Below are 19800 nucleotides of genomic sequence, written 5' to 3' on the forward strand. Positions count from 1 at the left end.
AGTGTTTGCGCGATGGTATTTTCTTAATGACAGGATTTAACTCCGCGACTGCACCATGAGGTCGCATGGCTCGACAGGTGCTCTTTACGCCCAAGGTTGTAGACATCATGAACAATCATCGCACCACAGGTAACGCGGGCGATGCAGGAATAGATAGGAAAATAAACAAGATAACGGGATAACTACTTCACCTTTATCCTGTTGGCATTGACACACATGATGCATCGAAATCTGGCGGCGCAAGAACAATCGCCCGGCACGGCATGACCGTGTCGGGCGATAACAGTACTAACGGTGCAAGTTGGCTAGCCGAGTGCTATCAGACGATTACGCACATCATTGATCTGGTCACGCAGCCGCCCTGCTGCCTCGAACTCGAGATTCTTGGCGGCTGCGTACATATTATCTTCGAGGCGACTGATTTCTTTTTCCAGTGCCTTCGGCCCCTGTGCTGCCAACGCTGCATAATCGGGCGTTTCTTCGGCAACCTGACGCTCGTTATTCTTGCGACGACTGCTTTTACGCCCAGGTGCCTGCGCACCTTCCATGATGTCCGCGACTGACTTGGTAATAGTACGCGGGGTAATGCCGTGCTCTTGATTGAATTCAGTCTGCTTCTCACGGCGGCGCTCCGTCTCGGCAATCGCACGCTGCATGGAATCAGTGATGCGATTACCGTAGAGGATCGCCTTACCATTGGCATTACGGGCCGCGCGGCCAATGGTCTGGATCAACGAGCGCTCCGAGCGCAGAAAGCCCTCTTTATCCGCATCGAGAATAGCCACCAGCGAAACCTCGGGAATATCCAATCCTTCACGCAACAGGTTAATACCGACCAGCACATCGAACTTGCCCAGACGCAAATCGCGAATGATCTCGACACGCTCAACAGTATCGATATCCGAATGCAGATAGCGAACACGCACGTCGTGCTCACCGAGATATTCGGTCAAATCTTCTGACATCCGCTTGGTGAGTGTCGTGATCAGTACACGCTCGCCGACCTCAACGCGAGCCCGGATCTCGGACAGTACATCGTCGACCTGAGTAGATGCCGAACGCACCTCGATGACAGGATCCAGCAGCCCGGTAGGCCGCACCACCTGCTCGACGACCTGCCCCGTATGCTCTGCTTCATACGCCCCCGGTGTTGCAGAGACGAAGACAGCCTGCGGAAGAATACTTTCCCATTCCTCGAATTTCATCGGTCGGTTATCAAGCGCCGACGGCAGACGGAAGCCATATTCAACCAGAGTTTCCTTGCGCGAGCGGTCACCGCGATACATACCCCCTACCTGCGGCACGCTGACATGCGACTCATCAATGAAGACCAACGCATCTTTCGGCAGGTAATCAAAGAAGGTCGGCGGCGCCTGCCCGGGGTCACGCCCCGAGAGATAGCGAGAGTAATTCTCGATACCGTTGCAGTAGCCCAGCTCCATCATCATTTCGATGTCATAAAGCGTGCGCTGCTCGAGTCGCTGTGCCTCGACCAGCTTGTCATTCTTGCGCAAATACGCGAGGCGTTCGACCAGCTCTGCTTTGATATGGTCTATCGCAGCCACGATGGTCTCGCGAGGCGTGACATAGTGGCTCTTGGGATAGATGGTCATCCGCGGCACTGACTCACTGACTTCTCCGGTCAGCGGATCAAACAGTCGGATGGAATCTATTTCATCATCAAACAACTCAATCCGCACCGCTTGCTCTTCAGAGTCTGCGGGGAAGACATCAATGACATCGCCTCGCACACGATAGGTGCCGCGCCGGAAGTCCATGTCGTTACGCGTATATTGAAGCTCCGCCAATCGACGCAGGAAGGCACGCTGATCAATCTGCTCGCCACGATTGAAGTGCAGACGCATCTTCAAATACTGCTCAGGATCACCCAGGCCGTAGATGGCCGAGACGGACACGACGATCAGCGCATCGCGCCGCTCCAGAAGTGCCTTGGTCGCTGACAGCCGCATCTGCTCGATATGATCATTGATCGAGGCATCCTTCTCGATGAAGGTATCCGAGGAGGCGACGTAGGCTTCTGGCTGGTAGTAATCGTAATAGGAGACGAAGTATTCGATGGCGTTGTCAGGGAAAAATGCCTTGAACTCACCGTACAGCTGAGCCGCCAACGTCTTGTTGGGTGCCATGACAATAGTAGGACGCTGTAGGCGCTCCACCACATTGGCGACGGTGAACGTCTTGCCAGAACCGGTAACACCCAGCAGCGTCTGATGAGCCAAACCCGCCTCAAGGCCGGTAATCAGCTTCTCGATAGCTGCAGGCTGATCACCGGCAGGCTTGAACTTGGACTCGATGCGAAATGGTTTACTCATGCGCCCTCAATGGTGGCGGCCAAGCCGCTCTTCAACTGGCAACTCGCCACGCGAGCTCTATCAGCTATCGCTGCTGGTCTCTCGGCTAACCACTGACACCTGACTGCTGGTCATCAGACGATGGATAGGGCAACGCTCCGATATCTCGAGCAAGCGTGTCCGCGTCATCTCATCAAGCTCGCTGCCGGATTCGGCGATAAACTGCATGCTGACAGTGAGGCGATACTCACCCCGTCGCTCGTCACTGTCGTCACGATCCACGGTCGTCACGATACTTGCCAGCGGTAGTGCCTTGCGGCGTGCATACATCAACACGGTGATCGACTTGCAGGCACCTAGCGAGAGATCGAAGTAGTCATGAGGATCAGGGGCACTGTCGTCGCCCCCGACCACCGCAGGAATATCCACCAGCAACTCATCAAAGCTTGCGACCTTGACCCGCTGAACGAAGCTTCCTGCCTGACGAGTCACTACCTCGATGCTCATGCGCCACCTTCCCTGTCGTTATTACACGTGAGGAGCTTACTGGATCATTTGACCTTGTAACCCGCCTTCTCTACCACCTTGACCACAGCCTCATAGCGTACCTGCCCATCAACCTCAGCAAATCCACGTCCGACTTCGGCTTCCTTGACGCCGTCCATCATCATCAACGCCGTGGTGACCTTGTTAACGTCGTTGACACTTTCGACGCCGATCAACGTCAGGGAAAAACTGGCCATCGTGTAGTTCCTGTCATGCAGATAAATGAGCGCGCCGGAGCGCATTGCAGCCGCCAAGAGTAGCACGGTTGCCTTTGTGAGGCAGAGCCAGCGGAGAAGCTCACAGAGAGAATATAGGGTTCAGAGACGACAGGGGCTGACAGCCGCCAGCTAGCGCGTGACAATGCCGTCATCAGGAACGTCGGCGACAAGCTGACACCTCACATACCTCGCAACAGGATGCATGTTCATGAATGCGCTCAATACCTTGATGCAGCAACACGGCTATCACTCTGCTGAGGATGGCAGTCTGGCACTGGATACCCCCGTGTGCGAAAGCCACTACCTCGCCCCGCTCGAAACATTCGAGATACTTGAGGTGAACGGAAAGGATGGCGAGCGCTTCCTCCAAGGCCAGACATCACAACATCTGACACTGGTCGATGGCAGCCTTGCTCCCCTGACCGCCTTTTGCACGCCCAAGGGGCGAATCATGGGCATGGCGCAGCTGCTACGTGTCACGCCAGAGCAACTCTGGCTGTTGATGCCCACAGGGACCGCAGCACCGCTCAAGACTCACCTTGCGAAGTTCGCCCCCTTCTACAAAGTCACACTTGAGATCCCCGACACACTCAAAGTCATCGGGCTCAGCGGCCAGGACTCACTGACAGCGGCGGCCAGATTCCTTGAGAGTGATCAGCCGCTGCCGACGCACGATTTTGCCATGCTGGCTGCAGGTAATGCCGTATTGGCTCGCCAGCCAGCACAAGCTGAGCCACGCGGTGTATTGATCGCTCAAGAGGCACAGATGATTGAGGCCATGCATTATCTACTTGAGGCTGGAGTCACGCCTGCCGATGGCAGAAGCTGGACGCTAGGGGATATCCGCGCAGGGCTACAATGGGTTACGGCGACACAAACGGATAGCTGGCTTCCTCAGATGCTTAATCTTGAGGCGCTGGCTGCCATCAGTTTCAAGAAGGGCTGTTATACTGGGCAGGAAGTGGTGGCACGTGCGCATTTCCGTGGCCAGGTAAAGAAGCGCCTGATGCGCTTGATCAGTCACCAAGACATGGCACTCCCCTCCCCTGGCACCAAGGTGCTGGATAGCAATAACAAATCATTGGGCGCAGTAATGACCGCCGCCCATGCACCCGACGGCACGCTGGAAATACTGGCTGTCGTCAGCTTGCGTGATGAAGACGCCATCCTGAAGCTTGAGACCCAGCAGACGCTAGCGCACGCAGCACTTCCCTACAGTGTTGAGCGACGCGATCCGGAGCGCCTCAAGGACTGAAGTCACGCTTCCTCTTTCTATTTCTCCCAAAACCTTTTCAGAAAGCTTCTGGCAAAATGACAATGCCCCCGCTCGTGATCTCTCGAACGGGGGCATTGGTACATGTCGTGAAGCGTCTGGGATGGGCGCCTTTTACCTGTCAGGAGTTATCGATTCCCTGCAGGTCTGCCGGTAACCAATGGTCACCCGCCATCAGATGGTCAATGAGCTCCTGCGCCGGCAGTGGTCGAGAATAAAGATAGCCTTGATGCAGCGTGCATCCATGAGCAATCAGGGCCGCGCGCTCCTTGGGGGTTTCAATCCCCTCTGCCACCACCGATAACTGAAAGGCTTCCGCTAGCCCCAGCATGGCATCAATCATCGCCTGCCCTTGGCTTGAGCCTTCGCCCAATCCCGTCACGAATTGTCGATCAATCTTGAGCTTATCGAAGGGTAACCGCTGCAGCTGGGACAGCGATGAATAGCCGGTACCAAAATCATCCAACGCCAATGCCACACCATGAGCGCGTATTTTCTGGAACAGTATCGCCAGTGTCTGAATATCGTCCGGCAGCTGGCTTTCGACCAGCTCCAATGTCAGTTGCTGACAGAGCCCAGGATAGCGGAATAGTCCATCAAGATCAGACAAGAAGCGCTTATCCATCATATGCCGTACGGTTACATTGACACTCAAATTCAGCTCATGACCGGCTTCATGCACTCTGATCAAGGTTGCAATACTTTCCTTGAGCACCCAGCGACCCAGTGCAACATCGAGCCTGGCCGATTCGACAATCGCCATGAAGTCCGCCGACCCCATCAGGCCATGATCCGGATGCTGCCATCTGACCAGTGCCTCAGATAGCATGAGTGTGCCATCACGGCCATCCACGATCGGCTGAAGGTGGAGCCGCAATTGTCCTTCCCTGAGGCCGACAATAAACTCGGCTTCCAACTGCTTCAGACGACGCACCTCACGCTCGGCAGCCTCATCGAAGAAGTGCCACTCTCGTTTGAGTTGCAAGGTGTCATGTAACGCACGCTCACTGCGATACACCAACGCATCCATCTGCTGACCATCCTCGGGATAACGGCTGATACCAAGGCTGGCCTGCAGGTAGATCACCTCATTATCCAGCGTGACCTTATGGCGAACTGCCCCGAGCAGACTATCTAACCAGCCGCTGATACCGCCACACGTCGCTTCGAGCAATCGGCGCTGAACCATGATCAATAGCCGGTCTGTTTCCAGGCGCGCCACATGCCCTGCATTGCCAAGTAACGGTGCAATACGTTTCTGCACCAACTCCAGCTGATGATTCCCCAAGCTTGCACCTTCGTGCTCGTAAAGCTCCTGAAGCCCACCGATCCGAAGGGCCATCAGCACAAAGCCATCCATCGGCGATACAGACCCAAGCTGATCGATACGCATCTTGATCAGTCGCAGGATGCCTTCACGGCTCAACAAGCCAGTATCGGCATCCGTTTCCCGCTCCTGTAGCAATTGATGCTGCAGCAATATTCTTTCCTGCTCGAGCCCTCGAATGATCAAGGTGTTCAGTGTCCTGTCCAGCACGGGCATCAGCGCAACCTCATCTAGCGCATTGCCACGGCTCACAATCAACAACAGCTCACTCCGGCCTGGGTGCGGAGATATCGAATAACCCAGCAGTTGGCTGGCGCCCAATCGCTGACAGAGCTGCAATGCACGATTCTCAACGCCTGCGGATTGTGGCTCAGAACTATTGATGCGGATCGGACCCACTGGCAGGCGCCAGAGTGGATCACGCTTCAATGATGCCTCACTCAACCATTCGCGCTCATCGCGGCTTTGCAGAATCAGATAACCTGCGCTCGGATTCCCCACCTCTCGCCGGTAAATGATGACTTCTGCACCTGCCATTTCGCGCACGCGGCGCAGGTACTGTGAAAGTATCGCCTTGGCATGTTCCTGATTGTGTGTCTCATAAGGCACTGTCAGAAACTGTTCGTTGAACTGGTGATGCAAATCGAGTTGAACAGCACACTGCACTTCTTTGCCACGACTTATCTTGCGACGGATATGGTCACGCCAGATCATGCAGCATGCCCCGATGACAGCCAGCAGAATGACCAGCAGCAACGCGCCAAACGGTGCTCCAAGACTTAACAGCAGCTCTGCACCACGACTTTCATCTTTCCAGCAGGCACGAATACTGTTGCGCAGGCCAGCGTGCACTAGCGCCTGTGGCAATAGCACACAGGTCCGCTCAGTCGCGATTGGCTCTGAAAGCTTATTGCTGACTATCTCCAGTCCATTCAAACCAAGGACTGCTGCCTGCTCGCTTAACACTGCCGCCGTCATCGGAATGCCAAAGATCAGCAACCCTTGCTGATCACGTGATGGCAACGCCTCTTCATCAGCATAAAGGCCTTGAACACCGACTAACCAGGGCTGCCCTGCGACGCGTACCCAAGTGATCTGTGGCACCGTTGGTGTATTCCAAGACTTCACCAACAAGGGAGAAAGCGCTCGCCGCCAGCCTTCCGGTTGCTCGCCCAACCATTGCTCCGATGCAGCAACATGCTCGCCCCACGCTGCTACCCGACCATTTCCACGCACGACACCTATCAGGTGAATGCCGGTGTTCGTCGCAAACTCAGCCCCGTACATATAGTCGAGCCAAGCGTTATCGGGGGTAGGCTTGCGCAGCATTTCTTCGACAGCTTCCTCCCAATAAGCATTCTCACGTAACTGACCGCCCAGCATGCGCTGTTCAGCATTCATCCATAACGTCAGGCGTTGCGCTGCAGATTGGCGATCATTATCACGTATTTGGTTTATCTGACTAACGGTCAACCAACCGCTAACCAAGATCAACGCAATGAGCAGTATGGGAATCAGCAGAAAACGATAGCGAGGATTGTCCGAGACAGTTTCATTATCAAAAGCAGAAAACGCCTCATGAGCTTGCTCACGCGAGGCTTGATCGGACACTGGAGAACGAGACATTGATTTACCGATGATTACGCGACCTCCTGAGCCAATGTGGCATGAATATACCTAGCCACCATGTTCAGTCTAGATCAGACGTTCAGTTGAAGAACACGTCGAACATTTGCCGTGGTTAACTCCCCGATATGCTGCACAGAGGTCGCACGCAGTTCAGCCACCACCTCCGCTACCTGCTTCACTCTCACGGGCTCGTTTCGTTGGCCCTGGTAACCGCTCAATGGCATGTCCGGACTATCCGTCTCGAGGATAAACCCCTCATCCGGTAATCGAGACACGACATGACGCAATTTCTGTGCGCGGGAATACGTCACACTGCCGCCTAACCCGAGAACAAAACCCAGCGCTAGAAAGCGTTCCGCCTGCACCTCGCTCCCAGCAAAGGCATGGATGATGCCACCACGTGGCAGGCAAGCCTCACGAAGGTGCTTGGCGACCTGATCATTGGCACGCACACAGTGCACGATAACTGGTAACGAGAACTCTCTGGCGAGCGCCAACTGCGCATCAAACAGTTGCCATTGTCGCTGGGGATCGGGCAAGCGTGCGTCAAATCCGCATTCGCCTACTGCCACTACACCTGGAGTGTTATTCAGTGCATTGCGGAGCGCTGTCAGCGCCTCATCATCATGTTCAGACATGAAATAGGGATGAAGTCCTAATGCGGCATACACCTGAATGCTCTCCCGCGACAACGTCAGTACCTTCTCAAAACTTGCTGCAGTCGTCGCAGGCACGACATAGGCAGCAACACCGGCGGTGATCGCACGTGTGAGTACCTGTGCTCGATCGCCATCAAAGACGCTGAAATCCAGGTGGCAGTGACTATCTATCAACATGAGTTTCCCCGAGGCAACTATCTCGGACATGATGAAGCACCGCATGTGCAAGGTCACGAACCGACGTAGTATCCACACTAAAAATCGACCACCAGGGCCGATTTTTAGTGCAGTACCACTTGGGAAAATTGCTGCATCAAATAAGGAAATATCCTTTTGCCAAGATAATGTCGTGACACGACATCAGGACGTAAATTCTCGATCAGGCAGCTGTGGCAGGTGCCAGAGACTCAATCTCCGAGGTGCAATGACCACAGCGCGTGGCGGCAAGTGGTACCTTGGAGAGACAGTAAGGGCAATCCTTGTCAGTGATCTCTTCAGGCTCTGCCTCAGCTTCCTTCTTGAGCTTGTTGATCTGACGAATCAGAAAAAATACCGCCATGGCCACCAGTGCAAAACTGATGATGGCATTGATGAACAGGCCGTAATTCAATGTGACTGCACCAGCTTCCTTGGCCGCTTCGAGACTGGCGTAAGGCCCTGCTGCTGCACCGTCCTTGAGTACGACAAAGAAGTTGGCGAAGTCCACACCGCCAATCAGTAAGCCGATCAAGGGGTTGAGCAGGTCACCCACAAGGCTTTTGACGATCAGGGTAAAGGCACCCCCGATGATGATACCCACCGCCATATCGACAACATTACCCTTGACCGCGAAATCGCGGAATTCCTTCATGAAACCGGCCATTGCCTGACTCCCTTGCTCGTATCGTTATTATCACAGCACCTGAACCCATCTGGCACTTATCCCACATCCGACAACGTACTGGTCCGCTTACGTTGGCATCACGCGGGAATTATGAGGATAGACAGAGCTGCGCAAGGTTGGGAGATTTAACGCTTGATGACAGAAAGGTGCGTAACAAAAAACGCCACCCTTATTGGGTGGCGTTTTTTGTTAGCGACTGGCAGTGTAATCAGTGCTCGCGTGTTGCAAGGAAGGTGATATCCGGCCAACGCTCCTGCGTCAATTGAAGATTGACGCGAGTTGGTGCGATGTAGGTCAAGCAACCACCACCATCATAGGCAAGGTTGGTACTGGCCTTACGCTTGAAGTCTTCAAGCATTTTGATGTCGTCACAGTAAATCCAGCGCGCCGTTTTTACATTGACCGCTTCATACATGCACTCGACCTTATACTCTTCCTTCAGGCGATGCGCGACCACATCGAACTGCAGGGTACCGACGGCACCCACAATCAGATCGTTGTTGTCGAAGGGCTGGAAGACCTGAGTCGCGCCCTCTTCGGAGAGCTGCTGGAGACCTTTCTGCAAGGCCTTCATCTTCAGCGGGTCTTTCAGGCGCACGCGCTTGAAGAGTTCCGGTGCGAAGTGCGGAATGCCAGTGAAGCGCATGTCCTCACCGATGGTGAAGGTATCACCGATCTGGATGGTACCGTGATTGTGCAGACCGATGATGTCACCCGGCCATGCCTCTTCCACGTGAGAACGATCAGCCGCCATGAAGGTCAGAGCATCAGGAATCTTGACGTCCTTGTTGATGCGCACATGACGCATTTTCATGTTCTTCTCGTACTTTCCTGAGCAAACACGCAAAAACGCTACACGGTCACGGTGCTTGGGATCCATATTCGCCTGAATCTTGAACACGAAGCCGGTGAAACGTTCATCATGAGCCGTGACTTCGCGGGTATCGGTATCACGCGGCTGAGGCGGCGGCGCGTACTCAACGAAACCGTCAAGCATCTCGCGCACGCCGAAGTTACCCATGGCGGTACCGAAGTAGACCGGTGTTAATTCACCGCGACGATAGGCGGCGAGATCAAATTCATGGGAGGCACCACGCACGAGCTCGACTTCCATGCTCAGCTCTTCAACGAGGTCTTCGCCCAGCACCTCAATAGCCTCCGGACTATCAAGCCCCTTGATGCGAACATCATCAGGAATGCGGCTACCCTGTCCCTGCTTATAAAGATGAATCTCGTCGGTGTAAAAGTGGTAAACACCTTTGAAACCTTTACCGACACCGATCGGCCATGTCATCGGCGCACACTGAATGTTCAGTACCGTCTCGACTTCATCCATCACTTCAACCGGGTCACGAGTTTCACGGTCCATCTTGTTGATGAAGGTCAGAATCGGCGTGGTACGCAAACGACAGACTTCCATCAACTTGACGGTACGCTCCTCGACACCCTTCGCGCCATCGATGACCATCAGCGCCGAATCTACCGCTGTCAGCGTACGGTAGGTATCTTCCGAGAAATCCTCGTGCCCTGGCGTATCCAGTAGATTGACCATGCGTCCCTTGTAGGGAAACTGCATGACGGAGGTCGTCACGGAGATACCGCGCTCCTGCTCCATCTTCATCCAATCGGACGTCGCATGGCGATCAGCACGCTTGCTCTTGACCGAGCCTGCCATCTGAATGGCATTCCCGAACAGCAGCAACTTTTCGGTGATGGTGGTTTTACCGGCATCCGGGTGAGAAATGATAGCAAACGTACGGCGAATGTCGGCCGCCTGGGCAATCTGGGAATCTGACATGGCTGAAAGGTATCCGGCTCGACGTGAAAGCACGCCGTGCACACTGTGTGGTGAATAGCAGAACAAAACGAATGGCGCGCATTGTAGCGGCTGGCGAGGCTGGGCAACAGAGGTGATAGCCCCGACTCAATGGATCACGCGTCCTACTCGGTAGTCTGTGATAGTGCTTCAACAATCCGGCACTGGGCGATCACACCGCCAGCACAACAAGACGTGAGACGCACCAGTTCCTGCTCCATGGCTGCCAGATCTCGCTGTCGCTCGCGCACTTGCGCTAGTTGTGCCTCGATTCGCTCATCGACCTGATCGCAGGGCAAGGCGTGCTGGTCGGCGAGTCCCAGCATGACGCGAATATCATCCAGCGCGAAGCCCAACCGCCGACAGCGACGAATGAAGGTCAAGCGCTTCAATTGCGCACGACCATATTCGCGATACCCATTGGCACTACGATGTGCGGGATCCAATAGCCCCTGCTTCTCATAATAACGAATCGTCACCGCCTGCACATCGGACGCCGCCGCCAGCTGACCGATGCTCATCCATTCATTCGCACCTTTTGATGCTAGCCCCTCAGACTCTGTCGCTGTCATTTCTCCCCCTCAGCACTTGACCTTATAGTCACTATAACCCTCATGCTGACAGCATCATGAAGGGAGGCCAAGTCGCCATATGAAAAGCTGTTGCGAAAGCAAGACGAGTGAGTTGATGCAGTTGCGCGCATCACAGGCAAAAGTGTTGAAGATATTGCTGATACTGAACGCCAGCATGTTCTTCGTCGAATTCACCGCCGCTTGGTGGCTGGGGTCTACCGCACTGCTCGGGGATTCACTGGACATGTTCGGCGACGCCAGCGTTTACGCCCTGACGCTGTACGTGCTTCACCGTAGCCTGCGCGCTCGAGCGATGAGTGCAATGGTCAAAGGCGTGATGATGTTGGCCCTCGGCGCCATCGTGCTGGTCGAGGCTGGCTTCCAGGCATTCAATGGCGTAGCGCCAGCGGCACACGGCATGGGGGCCTTCGCGTTATTGGCGCTGGCAGTCAATCTAGCCTGCTTCGCGATGCTGTGGCGCTTCAAGTCAGATGACCTGAACATGCGCTCCACCTGGTTGTGCTCACGCAATGACATCATGGCCAATGCCGCCGTCTTCGTGGCTGCCATCCTCGTCGGCTGGACAGGGTCACGCTGGCCGGACGTATTGCTGGGCGCAGCTATTGCCGCCCTGTTCCTGCAATCAGCCTGGCAAGTCATGGGAGATGCACGCCTTGAAATGCGCGCCGCGAAACAGGGAACACAAGGTACCGCGGCTATAGATTCGGCGGCTCCTGCGGCCTGTACGACAGCGGTGACAGGAGGAATGACGACTGAAGACGTCGAAACGCAAGCCATCAAGTCAGGTGGCAGCTGCTGCTCTCCCAAGCCTGCTCCGACTGAAACAGCACCTGCTTCAGGATGCTGCTCAAGCAAGCGCTGTGATTGAACCTCGTACGCTGACACAAGCGGCCCCACCGGTACCGGTGGGGCCGCTTGTGTTTTCAGTCTTGCGCTGATGTCGTAATCCACTCGACTCATCATCAGGTCATTCAAGGACCAAGTCATGCCGCAGGGGAGTCGGCCTGTTGATCCGGCTGCGCTGCCTGGAATGCCTCAAGCTCGTGGCAAGCAGCTTCAATCGCCAATATGCGTGGGTATGCCGCGAGATCACACTCGAAACGTCGCGCGTTATACACCTGCGGCATCAAGCAGGCATCTGCCATTCCAGGGGTGTCGCCAAAGCAGAAGCGTCCCGCGCTTGTCGTCAGCATCTTCTCGAGTCGCAAAAAGCCCTCAGCAACCCAGTGTCGGTACCAGACAAGGCGCTGCTCTTCACTGGCACCCATCTGCCCCGTCAGAAACTTGAGCACACGAGGATTATTGAGCGGGTGCATCTCGCAGGCCAGCAACAGGCACATGGAGCGCACCTGAGCGCGTGCCAAGAGATCATCCGGCAACAACGCAGGTGTCGGCCAGCGCTCTTCCAGATACTCCATGATGGCCAGTGATTGACTCAACGCGGTGCGCTGCCCGGCCTCATCCACCATCAGCGTCGGCACCAATCCCTGAGGATTGAGCGCAAGATACGCCTCACTGCGCTGTTCAGCCTCGAGCAGATTGACCGGCACCTGATCGACGGCAATGCCCTTGAGATTCAGCGCGATTCGCACGCGATAGCTGGTTGATGAACGATAGTATCCATGAAGCGTCATCTTGCTCATTCTCTACTCCCCCACTGCGGTAACCTGCTGATCAATCGCGCCAAAGATGCTCTGGCCCTGGCGATCAAACATTTCGATACGGACGCGATCTCCGAAACGCATGAAGGGCGTGCGAATCTCGTCAAAGAGGATCTTCTCGACCATGCGCACTTCCGCCAGACAGCTATAGCCTACACCACCTTCTTTGATGGGCTTGCCAGGGCCGCCGTCCTTGCCCGGATTGGAGACCGTACCAGAGCCGATGATGGCACCCGCCCCCAGCGGACGCGTCATCGCAGCATGCGCGACCAGCTGTGGGAAGTTGAAGATCATGTCCGGACCCGATTCTGGCTCGCCGAACTTCTCGCCATTGAGATGCACCGTCAGCGGCAGATGCACGCGCCCTTCCTGCCAGGCATCGCTCAGTTCATCCGGAGTTACCGCGATCGGCGAGAAGCTGGAAGATGGCTTGGCCTGGAAGAAACCGAAACCCTTGGCTAGCTCGCCTGGGATAAGCCCGCGCAAGCTGACATCATTGACCAGCATCAGCAGACGGATATGACCAGCCGCCGCCTCGACCCCGATATTCATGGGCACATCGTCAGTGATGACGGCAATCTCACCCTCGAAATCAATGCCATGCGATTCGCTGACACACGCGATATCAGCCGTGGGCGGCAGGAAGCTGTCGCTGCCGCCCTGATACATCAACGGGTCCTGCCAGAAGGTATCCGGCATCTCGGCATTGCGCGCCTGACGCACCAGTTGAACATGGTTGAGATAGGCCGAACCATCCGCCCACTGATAGCTACGCGGCAGCGGCGAATGCAAGGTCGCCATCTCCAACACAAACGCGCCCTCAAGCTCACCCGCGTTCAAGCAGGTATAGCGTGCCTCAAGCTCCGGAGCCAGTGTTTGCCAGTCTTCCAGCAAAGCCTGCAACGTCGGTGCAATATCACTGACACGTGCCGCATGGCGAAGATCTCGCGCGACCAACAGTAATTCGCCATCGCGTGAGCCGGAGTGGTATGTCGCAAATTTCATGACAGTTTCCTTGTGATAATCATCATCGCATGAGGGTATCTGAGCGTGATATCAACGTGTGTGAGGCGTGAAGTGAGATTCCAATCCTTGCCACACAGCGCCATATTCCTGTTGTCTGAACTCGGCCTTTAGGGCGTGAGGGGTAGCCTGAAACAGATAGCGGCTCTCGAACATGAAGGCGAGCGTGTTGCCCTGATATTGCGGCGCAAGATCTGCCTGACTTGCGGCAGCGAAGGTCGCGGCATCCGGACCATGCGGCGTCATGGCGTTATGCAGACTGACACTGCCGGGGCTAAACCCTTCTCGCTTGGCGTCATATTCACCATGAATCAACCCCATCAGCTCACTCATCAGGTTGCGATGGAAGTAAGGAGGACGGAACGTGTTCTCGGCGACCATCCAACGTGGCGGAAAGATCACGAAATCGAGATTGGCAACGCCAGCCGTGTCTGATGGTGAGGTCAGCACCGTAAAGATCGACGGATCCGGATGATCGAAGCTGACGGTATTGATCGCATTGAAGGTCGCCAGGTCGTATTTGTAAGGGGCGTAATTACCGTGCCAAGCGACAACATCCAGCGGCGAGTGATCTAGCGTGGCCACCCAGAAGCCGCCTGCGAACTTGGTCACCAGCTCATGATCATCACTGCACTCCTCATACCAGGCAGAGGGCGCGAGAAAATCACGCGGATTTGCCAAGCCATTGGCACCGATAGGTCCCAGTGACGGCAGTTCCAGCGGAGCACCGTAATTCTCGGCCACATAGCCACGGCAGACATGCCGGGTATCGCTATCACTCTCATCAAACGGATTGAGCTGAAACTTGATGCCACGCGGGATCACGACAATTTCCCCGCTGGCGACATGTAAAAGTCCCATTTCGCTACGCACTTCCAGGCTGCCCTGTTGCGGCACGATCAACAGTTCACCATCGGCATTGCAGAAAAAGCGCTGCCGCATGCCGCGCGTGAAGGCGTAGAGATGTGTCCCGCAGCCCGTCTGCATCTGTACATCACCATTGACGGCCAATGTGGTCAGCCCCTCGAGAAAGTCGCTGTCATCATCCGCCATCGGCATGGGATCCCAACGCATGGGATTAGGATCCGGACTGATATTCTTGAGTGGCGCCGTCGCCACGCGTGGCATCTCCAGAGGTCGATAGGCTCCCTGCACGACCGAGGGCCGAATGCGATATAGCCAGCTACGCAAGTTATGACTGCGAGGCGCTGTAAAAGCTGAGCCACTGAGCTGTTCCGCATAGAGTCCATACGGGCAACGCTGAGGCGAGTTCTGCCCGACTGGCAAGGCACCCGGCAGCGCTTCGCTGGACACATGGTTGCGAAAGCCGCTGTGATAGCGAAGCGTATCCTTGCGCCGCTTGCTGCTGCCTTGATCGCCCATGAATGGCTGTCTCCGTCTTTTATGCTTGGCATATGGTTTCATTTGTAACTATATGCACATAAGCGACCACTGACAACTCAGGCTTCAATAGCCTTTGGTCTCACTCTTACTCACTAGTGGTAACATTCGTAACTTCAAACCCTGTGCATCTTCTGACCGTACTTTCCAGATCGTATCTTTTCGACTAACCGGAATCTGCCTAATGACGTCTTCCAACGACATACCTGACGATGCTTCTCTCAGCCTTGGTCTCGATCTGGACCAGTTCTTGCCCTATCGATTGAATCGACTGGCGGAACGTACCAGCGAAGCGCTGTTTGCGCGTTATGGCGACCGTTTCGCCATCAATGTTGCCGAATGGCGAGTGCTGGCCTGGCTAAGTCGCGGTACGTCATTAACGGCCAGAGAGATCAGTCAGCGAACACACATGGATAAGGTACGCGTATCTCGAGCCATTAAAGCGCTTGAAACGCGCGAACTTCTCCTGCGCCGTCCCAGTGAGCATGATCAGCGGGCACAGCTACTACACCTGACTGACAGTGGCGAGGCCTTGTTGAACGAGCTGATCCCAGAGGCACGCCGTTTCGAAGATGAATTGCTCGGCACGCTGACAGGCCTGCAGTATCGCGATCTATTGGACAGCATGCAGGCGCTAGAGAAGCGTCTTGACCAACTCACTCATTGATACTGGGGAGCACAGCACAGCTACTTATTCGCCATCTACGCTATTTTACTGTACAAGGGCTATCCGTTTTTTATACGAGATTTATCTCGTCGGAGTAGCCATGCCTCGTCAATCCATTCTGCGTGCAACGTCCTTCCTGCCCCGCCAACCTCACTGTTCGTGGCATCCAGCAGCCATGCATCATCAGATGACATCGTGTGCTGGCGGTGACGGTCGTCGGAGCAACTCGTTCATCACTGCAGATAGGAGTCGACAGGCATGAACCACACTGATACTTGGCTAGTCTGGCTACATCACGACCTCCGTCTGGATGACAATCCGCTGTGGCAGGCCGTTATTGATGGCGCTCCCACTTCATTGATCGTCGTGCATGTACTCCCCGAGACCACCTTTCTCGCGCCGTTCAGTGTGCCTGTTGATTCAAAAAGCCCACAGCCATTGAGTCTCGGCCGCCAACGCTTCCTGCTGGAAAGTCTTGAGCATCTACAACAGGACCTCAAAGCGCTAGGTAGCGATTTATGGGTGACTCATGGCCAAGCCGACAGACGACTGCCGGAGATTATCAGAGCTCACCACTGCTCGCGGGTGATTACCCGTCAGGCTGTTAATAGCATGGAGTGCGCGGTTCAAAACAGCGTCGAGGCTGCCCTGCCCAACGGCTGTACACTTGAGCGTGTCGAGACCGGTCAACTGTTGACAGCAGCAGAACTGCCTTTCGCACAGAGTGCGCTGCCCACCAGCTTCAGCGCCTTTCGTCGCGAGATAGAGCGTACACCTCAGCTTGCAGAGCGCATGGCGGCCCCTCTGCCTGCACCGACAAGCCTGCCGCCTTGGTCGTCAGTAGCACCGCGCGGGTTTGATGATAGCGCTCAGCCACTGTGCGAAGCACATGGCTGGCAAACAGATTCACGTAGCGACTATCACTACCTGGGTGGCGAACAGGCCGCTCATGAACACCTCCATCGCTATCTGAATCAGATACGAACAGGCCGCAACGAGACTACCCGCAATACGCTGGCCGGAGCCGACTTTTCAACACGGCTTTCCCCTTGGCTGGCACTGGGCAGCCTATCGCCGCGCCGAGTGATGGCAGACCTTATAACAACCCAGGCCAGCGTTATCACTCCGCAAACCTCTCCACACGAGACATCGCAGGCCAGTCACGACTGGGTGCGGGTGGAACTGCTGTGGCGTGAATACTTCCAATGGCATGCGCGCCTGATGAGCCCCGCCCCCTCTGACGCGACTGTCACCGAAGCCGAGCCCCCTCAGCATGCGTGGGTACTTAGCAGTGCCGATACCTTCGCACATTGGTGCCAAGGCACTACCGGGGTTCCTTGGATAGATGCCGGAATGCAGGAACTGGCCGCTACCGGCTGGTTGAGCAATCGCCTGCGACAGCATGTGGCAAGTTTCCTCGTCAGGGACCTCAAGGTGGACTGGCGACTGGGGGCGGCGTGGTTTGCCTATCACTTGCTGGACCATGATACCGCTATCAACGACGGCAACTGGCGCCATCTTGCTGGCATCGGCTGTGATTCTCGTGACGACCGCCATTTCAACATGATGAAGCAGGCGGGCCAGCACGACCCACAAGGAACACATGTCATTCGTTGGCTGCCAGCACTCGCATCATTGCCGCCTGGCATGCAGCGCCACGCACCATGGCTGTCCATGATGAAGGCGCCAGTCGAGGGATACCCCGCCCAGCCCTGCGTGCACCCTGAAGCATGGAGTGCATACCTGAGTGGCATCACACCCAGGGTTGTCCGCCCGTTGCGCCCCGGTTCTTTTGAGTGCTGAGTATCAAGCAAGAGCGATAAGTCTCTCTCTCACCGCCGAGGCTGCACTTTGTGGGCCTGATTCACTATCATGGCCGCATTCATTGCAGGAGCCGTCATGAATCAGCCGTTACCTCCGCCACTGTCTACACCGCACCGTAATCTCATACGCCTGACGATTGCCCGCGGCATTACCTGGACCGGATTTCTCATCCTGATCATCTTCGGGATCGAGATCATCGGCTTCCAGCTCAATGTGCTGCCGGTCATCTCGATCATCATCGCCATGGGACTGGTCAACGTCGCCAGCTGGTGGCGGCTGGGGCAATCCCACCCCGTCACCGATACCGAGAACCTGCTGCACCTGCTGGTGGACATTGCCGGATTGACGATGCTGTTCTTCCATACCGGCGGCTCGACCAACCCCTTCGTGCCGTACTATCTCGTCCCTGTCACCATGGCCGCGGCCACTTTGCCGTGGCGCTATGCCTGGATCATCGCGGCTGTCGGCATGTGCTGTTACAGCTTCCTGATGGTGTTTTACGAGCCAGTGCCACAATTGGCCACCTATGAGCTGGGCGGACGTATCAGCTTGCACGTCATAGGAATGTGGCTGAACTTCGGCCTATCGGCGACGCTGGTGACCTACTTCATCTACAAGATGGCGTATGCCCTACGCACGCGCGACCACGCCCTGTCGACCACGCGTGAGGCAGCATTGCGGAGTGAGCAAGTGTTGGCAGTGGCGAGTCAGGCAGCCGGCACCGCGCATGAACTGGGTACGCCGTTATCCACCATGGCGGTATTGCTCAGCGAGATGCGCGAAGACGCCAAGGGCAAGGATGACCCGCAGCTAGAGGAAGATCTCGCCCTGCTCCGCAGTCAGGTCGATACCTGCAAACAGCGCCTACAGGCAATGGTGGCCGCCGCTGATCGCCGACGTATGGAGAAGCCGCAGCCCGCCAATGCCGCGGAGTGGCTGGAAGAAATCGTTCAGCGCTGGCTGGTGGTACGTCCAGATGTTCAGCACAGCGTTGAAGCTAGCCCTGGTGGTGAGCAGGCGCAGATTCTGGTCGATACCACGCTGGAACAGGCGCTGATGAATCTCCTCAACAATGCCGCAGATGCCTGCCCTGACGATATCGAGATCACGCTGGAGCGGCGCGAGCAAGAAGTCATCATCGATATTCGCGATCACGGCGATGGCGTACCGATGGCGGTTGCCGATCAGTTAGGCGAGACCTTCATCTCCACAAAATCAAAGGGAATGGGCATTGGCCTGTTTCTGACCCATGCCACCATCAATCGTTTTGGTGGCGGAGTTAGCCTGTACAATCATGAAGATGGCGGCACATTGACTGAAGTCCGCCTCCCCCTTCATCTGACATGATGGCGGCAAAGACCGCCCAAGTGAGAGCCCTGATGAGCGATGCAACCCGACTGCTGATCATCGATGATGATGAGTTCTTTTGCCAGGTGACGGCACGCGCCATGACGCGTCGTGGCTACGAGGTTGAGGTGGCCCGCGATGAAGCACAGGCGCTAAGTGTGGCGCGCAGCCATCGCCCGGAGCTGATCACGCTGGATTTGAAGCTGGAGCAAAGCTCCGGCCTCAAGCTTTTGCCAGAGCTGATTGACCTGCTACCCGAAACGCGCATCGTGGTGCTCACCGGCTATTCGAGCATTGCGACCGCCGTAGAGGCTATCAAGCTCGGCGCCGTGAATTACCTCTGCAAGCCTGCCGATGCTGACGAGATACTCAATGCCTTCACTCGTGAGAGCGGCGATCCGGGCACCGAGATCTCTGACAATCCGCCATCGGTGAATCGCCTGACCTGGGAGCACATCCAGAAGGTACTCAACGAGCACGATGGCAATATCTCTTCGACTGCGCGGGCGCTTGGCATGCACCGTCGCACCTTGCAGCGCAAACTGCAGAAGCGGCCAGTCAAGCGCTGACCGCCGCCAAAACAGTGGATTGACAGATATAAGCTGCATCAATATGACGTGA

General features: G+C 55.9%; 17 protein-coding genes. 6 read left to right on the forward strand and 11 right to left on the reverse strand.

The genetic code is table 11. The features are described 5' to 3' along the window. Window positions 1-305: 305 nt before the first annotated feature. The 3 genes from uvrB to CFN46_RS13125 are packed head-to-tail and all read right to left on the reverse strand — an operon-like array spanning window position 306 to window position 3055. On the reverse strand, window positions 306-2333 hold the full coding sequence (gene uvrB / locus CFN46_RS13115) for an excinuclease ABC subunit UvrB (protein WP_024951982.1): 2028 nt from the start codon (window positions 2331-2333) through the stop codon (window positions 306-308). Window positions 2334-2393: 60 nt separating this feature from the next. Beyond that, window positions 2394-2819 (reverse strand): OsmC family protein, encoded by a 426-nt coding sequence (locus CFN46_RS13120; protein ID WP_024951981.1) that lies wholly within the window; start codon window positions 2817-2819, stop codon window positions 2394-2396. 44 nt (window positions 2820-2863) lie between these two features. Then, window positions 2864-3055: a hypothetical protein gene (locus CFN46_RS13125; RefSeq protein ID WP_024951980.1), complete on the reverse strand. Its 192-nt coding sequence runs from the start codon at window positions 3053-3055 to the stop codon at window positions 2864-2866. Between the two features lie 229 nt (window positions 3056-3284). Here CFN46_RS13125 and CFN46_RS13130 point away from each other — a divergent pair, with 229 nt between their 5' ends. Next, a complete protein-coding gene (locus tag CFN46_RS13130) occupies window positions 3285-4331 on the forward strand; it encodes a folate-binding protein YgfZ (protein WP_024951979.1) in 1047 nt (348 codons plus the stop codon). A gap of 139 nt (window positions 4332-4470) precedes the next feature. Here CFN46_RS13130 and CFN46_RS13135 read toward each other — a convergent pair whose 3' ends face one another. The 5 genes from CFN46_RS13135 to CFN46_RS13155 form a co-directional block, all read right to left on the reverse strand. Next, entirely contained in the window at window positions 4471-7302 is a 2832-nt protein-coding gene (locus CFN46_RS13135) for an EAL domain-containing protein (RefSeq protein WP_024951978.1), read from the reverse strand. Between the two features lie 74 nt (window positions 7303-7376). Beyond that, on the reverse strand, window positions 7377-8171 hold the full coding sequence (locus CFN46_RS13140) for a TatD family hydrolase (RefSeq protein WP_246116621.1): 795 nt from the start codon (window positions 8169-8171) through the stop codon (window positions 7377-7379). Between the two features lie 172 nt (window positions 8172-8343). Beyond that, window positions 8344-8826: a large conductance mechanosensitive channel protein MscL gene (gene mscL / locus CFN46_RS13145; protein ID WP_035159717.1), complete on the reverse strand. Its 483-nt coding sequence runs from the start codon at window positions 8824-8826 to the stop codon at window positions 8344-8346. 229 nt (window positions 8827-9055) lie between these two features. Further along, entirely contained in the window at window positions 9056-10645 is a 1590-nt protein-coding gene (gene prfC, locus CFN46_RS13150) for a peptide chain release factor 3 (RefSeq protein ID WP_024951976.1), read from the reverse strand. Window positions 10646-10788: 143 nt separating this feature from the next. Continuing rightward, complete coding sequence (locus CFN46_RS13155) at window positions 10789-11184, reverse strand: helix-turn-helix domain-containing protein (RefSeq protein ID WP_024951975.1); 396 nt, start codon at window positions 11182-11184, stop codon at window positions 10789-10791. A gap of 166 nt (window positions 11185-11350) precedes the next feature. Here CFN46_RS13155 and CFN46_RS13160 point away from each other — a divergent pair, with 166 nt between their 5' ends. Further along, window positions 11351-12124, forward strand: coding sequence for a cation transporter (locus CFN46_RS13160; RefSeq protein ID WP_211242417.1), 774 nt, complete (start codon window positions 11351-11353; stop codon window positions 12122-12124). 115 nt (window positions 12125-12239) lie between these two features. Here the strand turns inward: CFN46_RS13160 and maiA are convergent, their stop codons facing one another. Genes maiA through hmgA form a run of 3 tightly spaced genes read right to left on the reverse strand, consistent with a single transcriptional unit; the run spans window position 12240 to window position 15323 of the window. Continuing rightward, window positions 12240-12890, reverse strand: a complete 651-nt coding sequence (gene maiA / locus CFN46_RS13165) for a maleylacetoacetate isomerase (protein ID WP_024950562.1) — start codon at window positions 12888-12890, stop codon at window positions 12240-12242. Window positions 12891-12902: 12 nt separating this feature from the next. Beyond that, a complete protein-coding gene (locus CFN46_RS13170; protein ID WP_024950563.1) occupies window positions 12903-13922 on the reverse strand; it encodes a fumarylacetoacetate hydrolase family protein in 1020 nt (339 codons plus the stop codon). A gap of 51 nt (window positions 13923-13973) precedes the next feature. After that, the gene (hmgA, locus tag CFN46_RS13175; RefSeq protein WP_088743748.1) at window positions 13974-15323 is read right to left on the reverse strand and encodes a homogentisate 1,2-dioxygenase; all 1350 of its coding nucleotides are present in this window, start codon (window positions 15321-15323) and stop codon (window positions 13974-13976) included. 202 nt (window positions 15324-15525) lie between these two features. Between hmgA and CFN46_RS13180 the strand changes: the two genes are divergently transcribed. From CFN46_RS13180 to CFN46_RS13195, 4 genes are all read left to right on the forward strand, one after another. Continuing rightward, window positions 15526-16008 carry a MarR family winged helix-turn-helix transcriptional regulator gene (locus CFN46_RS13180; RefSeq protein WP_024950565.1) on the forward strand — a complete coding sequence of 161 codons (483 nt, stop codon included), beginning with the start codon at window positions 15526-15528 and terminating at the stop codon, window positions 16006-16008. 258 nt (window positions 16009-16266) lie between these two features. After that, complete coding sequence (locus CFN46_RS13185) at window positions 16267-17811, forward strand: DASH family cryptochrome (RefSeq protein WP_024950566.1); 1545 nt, start codon at window positions 16267-16269, stop codon at window positions 17809-17811. A 96-nt stretch (window positions 17812-17907) separates the two neighbouring features. Then, window positions 17908-19179 carry an ATP-binding protein gene (locus tag CFN46_RS13190; protein WP_088743749.1) on the forward strand — a complete coding sequence of 424 codons (1272 nt, stop codon included), beginning with the start codon at window positions 17908-17910 and terminating at the stop codon, window positions 19177-19179. 32 nt (window positions 19180-19211) lie between these two features. Further along, window positions 19212-19748 carry a response regulator transcription factor gene (locus CFN46_RS13195; RefSeq protein WP_024950568.1) on the forward strand — a complete coding sequence of 179 codons (537 nt, stop codon included), beginning with the start codon at window positions 19212-19214 and terminating at the stop codon, window positions 19746-19748. Window positions 19749-19800: the final 52 nt, after the last annotated feature.

The sequence above is a fragment of the Cobetia sp. QF-1 genome (genome assembly GCF_002213105.1).
In the GTDB taxonomy this organism is placed as follows: Bacteria; Pseudomonadota; Gammaproteobacteria; order Pseudomonadales; family Halomonadaceae; genus Cobetia; species Cobetia crustatorum.

Coding starts and splice junctions, on each gene's coding strand:
- uvrB (WP_024951982.1), bottom strand. CDS start 2,333: ATGAGTAAACCATTTCGCATCGAGTCCAAGTTCAAGCCTGCCGGTGAT.
- CFN46_RS13120 (WP_024951981.1), bottom strand. CDS start 2,819: ATGAGCATCGAGGTAGTGACTCGTCAGGCAGGAAGCTTCGTTCAGCGG.
- CFN46_RS13125 (WP_024951980.1), bottom strand. CDS start 3,055: ATGGCCAGTTTTTCCCTGACGTTGATCGGCGTCGAAAGTGTCAACGAC.
- CFN46_RS13130 (WP_024951979.1), top strand. CDS start 3,285: ATGAATGCGCTCAATACCTTGATGCAGCAACACGGCTATCACTCTGCT.
- CFN46_RS13135 (WP_024951978.1), bottom strand. CDS start 7,302: ATGTCTCGTTCTCCAGTGTCCGATCAAGCCTCGCGTGAGCAAGCTCAT.
- CFN46_RS13140 (WP_246116621.1), bottom strand. CDS start 8,171: ATGTCCGAGATAGTTGCCTCGGGGAAACTCATGTTGATAGATAGTCAC.
- mscL (WP_035159717.1), bottom strand. CDS start 8,826: ATGGCCGGTTTCATGAAGGAATTCCGCGATTTCGCGGTCAAGGGTAAT.
- prfC (WP_024951976.1), bottom strand. CDS start 10,645: ATGTCAGATTCCCAGATTGCCCAGGCGGCCGACATTCGCCGTACGTTT.
- CFN46_RS13155 (WP_024951975.1), bottom strand. CDS start 11,184: ATGAGCATCGGTCAGCTGGCGGCGGCGTCCGATGTGCAGGCGGTGACG.
- CFN46_RS13160 (WP_211242417.1), top strand. CDS start 11,351: ATGCAGTTGCGCGCATCACAGGCAAAAGTGTTGAAGATATTGCTGATA.
- maiA (WP_024950562.1), bottom strand. CDS start 12,890: ATGACGCTTCATGGATACTATCGTTCATCAACCAGCTATCGCGTGCGA.
- CFN46_RS13170 (WP_024950563.1), bottom strand. CDS start 13,922: ATGAAATTTGCGACATACCACTCCGGCTCACGCGATGGCGAATTACTG.
- hmgA (WP_088743748.1), bottom strand. CDS start 15,323: ATGGGCGATCAAGGCAGCAGCAAGCGGCGCAAGGATACGCTTCGCTAT.
- CFN46_RS13180 (WP_024950565.1), top strand. CDS start 15,526: ATGACGTCTTCCAACGACATACCTGACGATGCTTCTCTCAGCCTTGGT.
- CFN46_RS13185 (WP_024950566.1), top strand. CDS start 16,267: ATGAACCACACTGATACTTGGCTAGTCTGGCTACATCACGACCTCCGT.
- CFN46_RS13190 (WP_088743749.1), top strand. CDS start 17,908: ATGAATCAGCCGTTACCTCCGCCACTGTCTACACCGCACCGTAATCTC.
- CFN46_RS13195 (WP_024950568.1), top strand. CDS start 19,212: ATGAGCGATGCAACCCGACTGCTGATCATCGATGATGATGAGTTCTTT.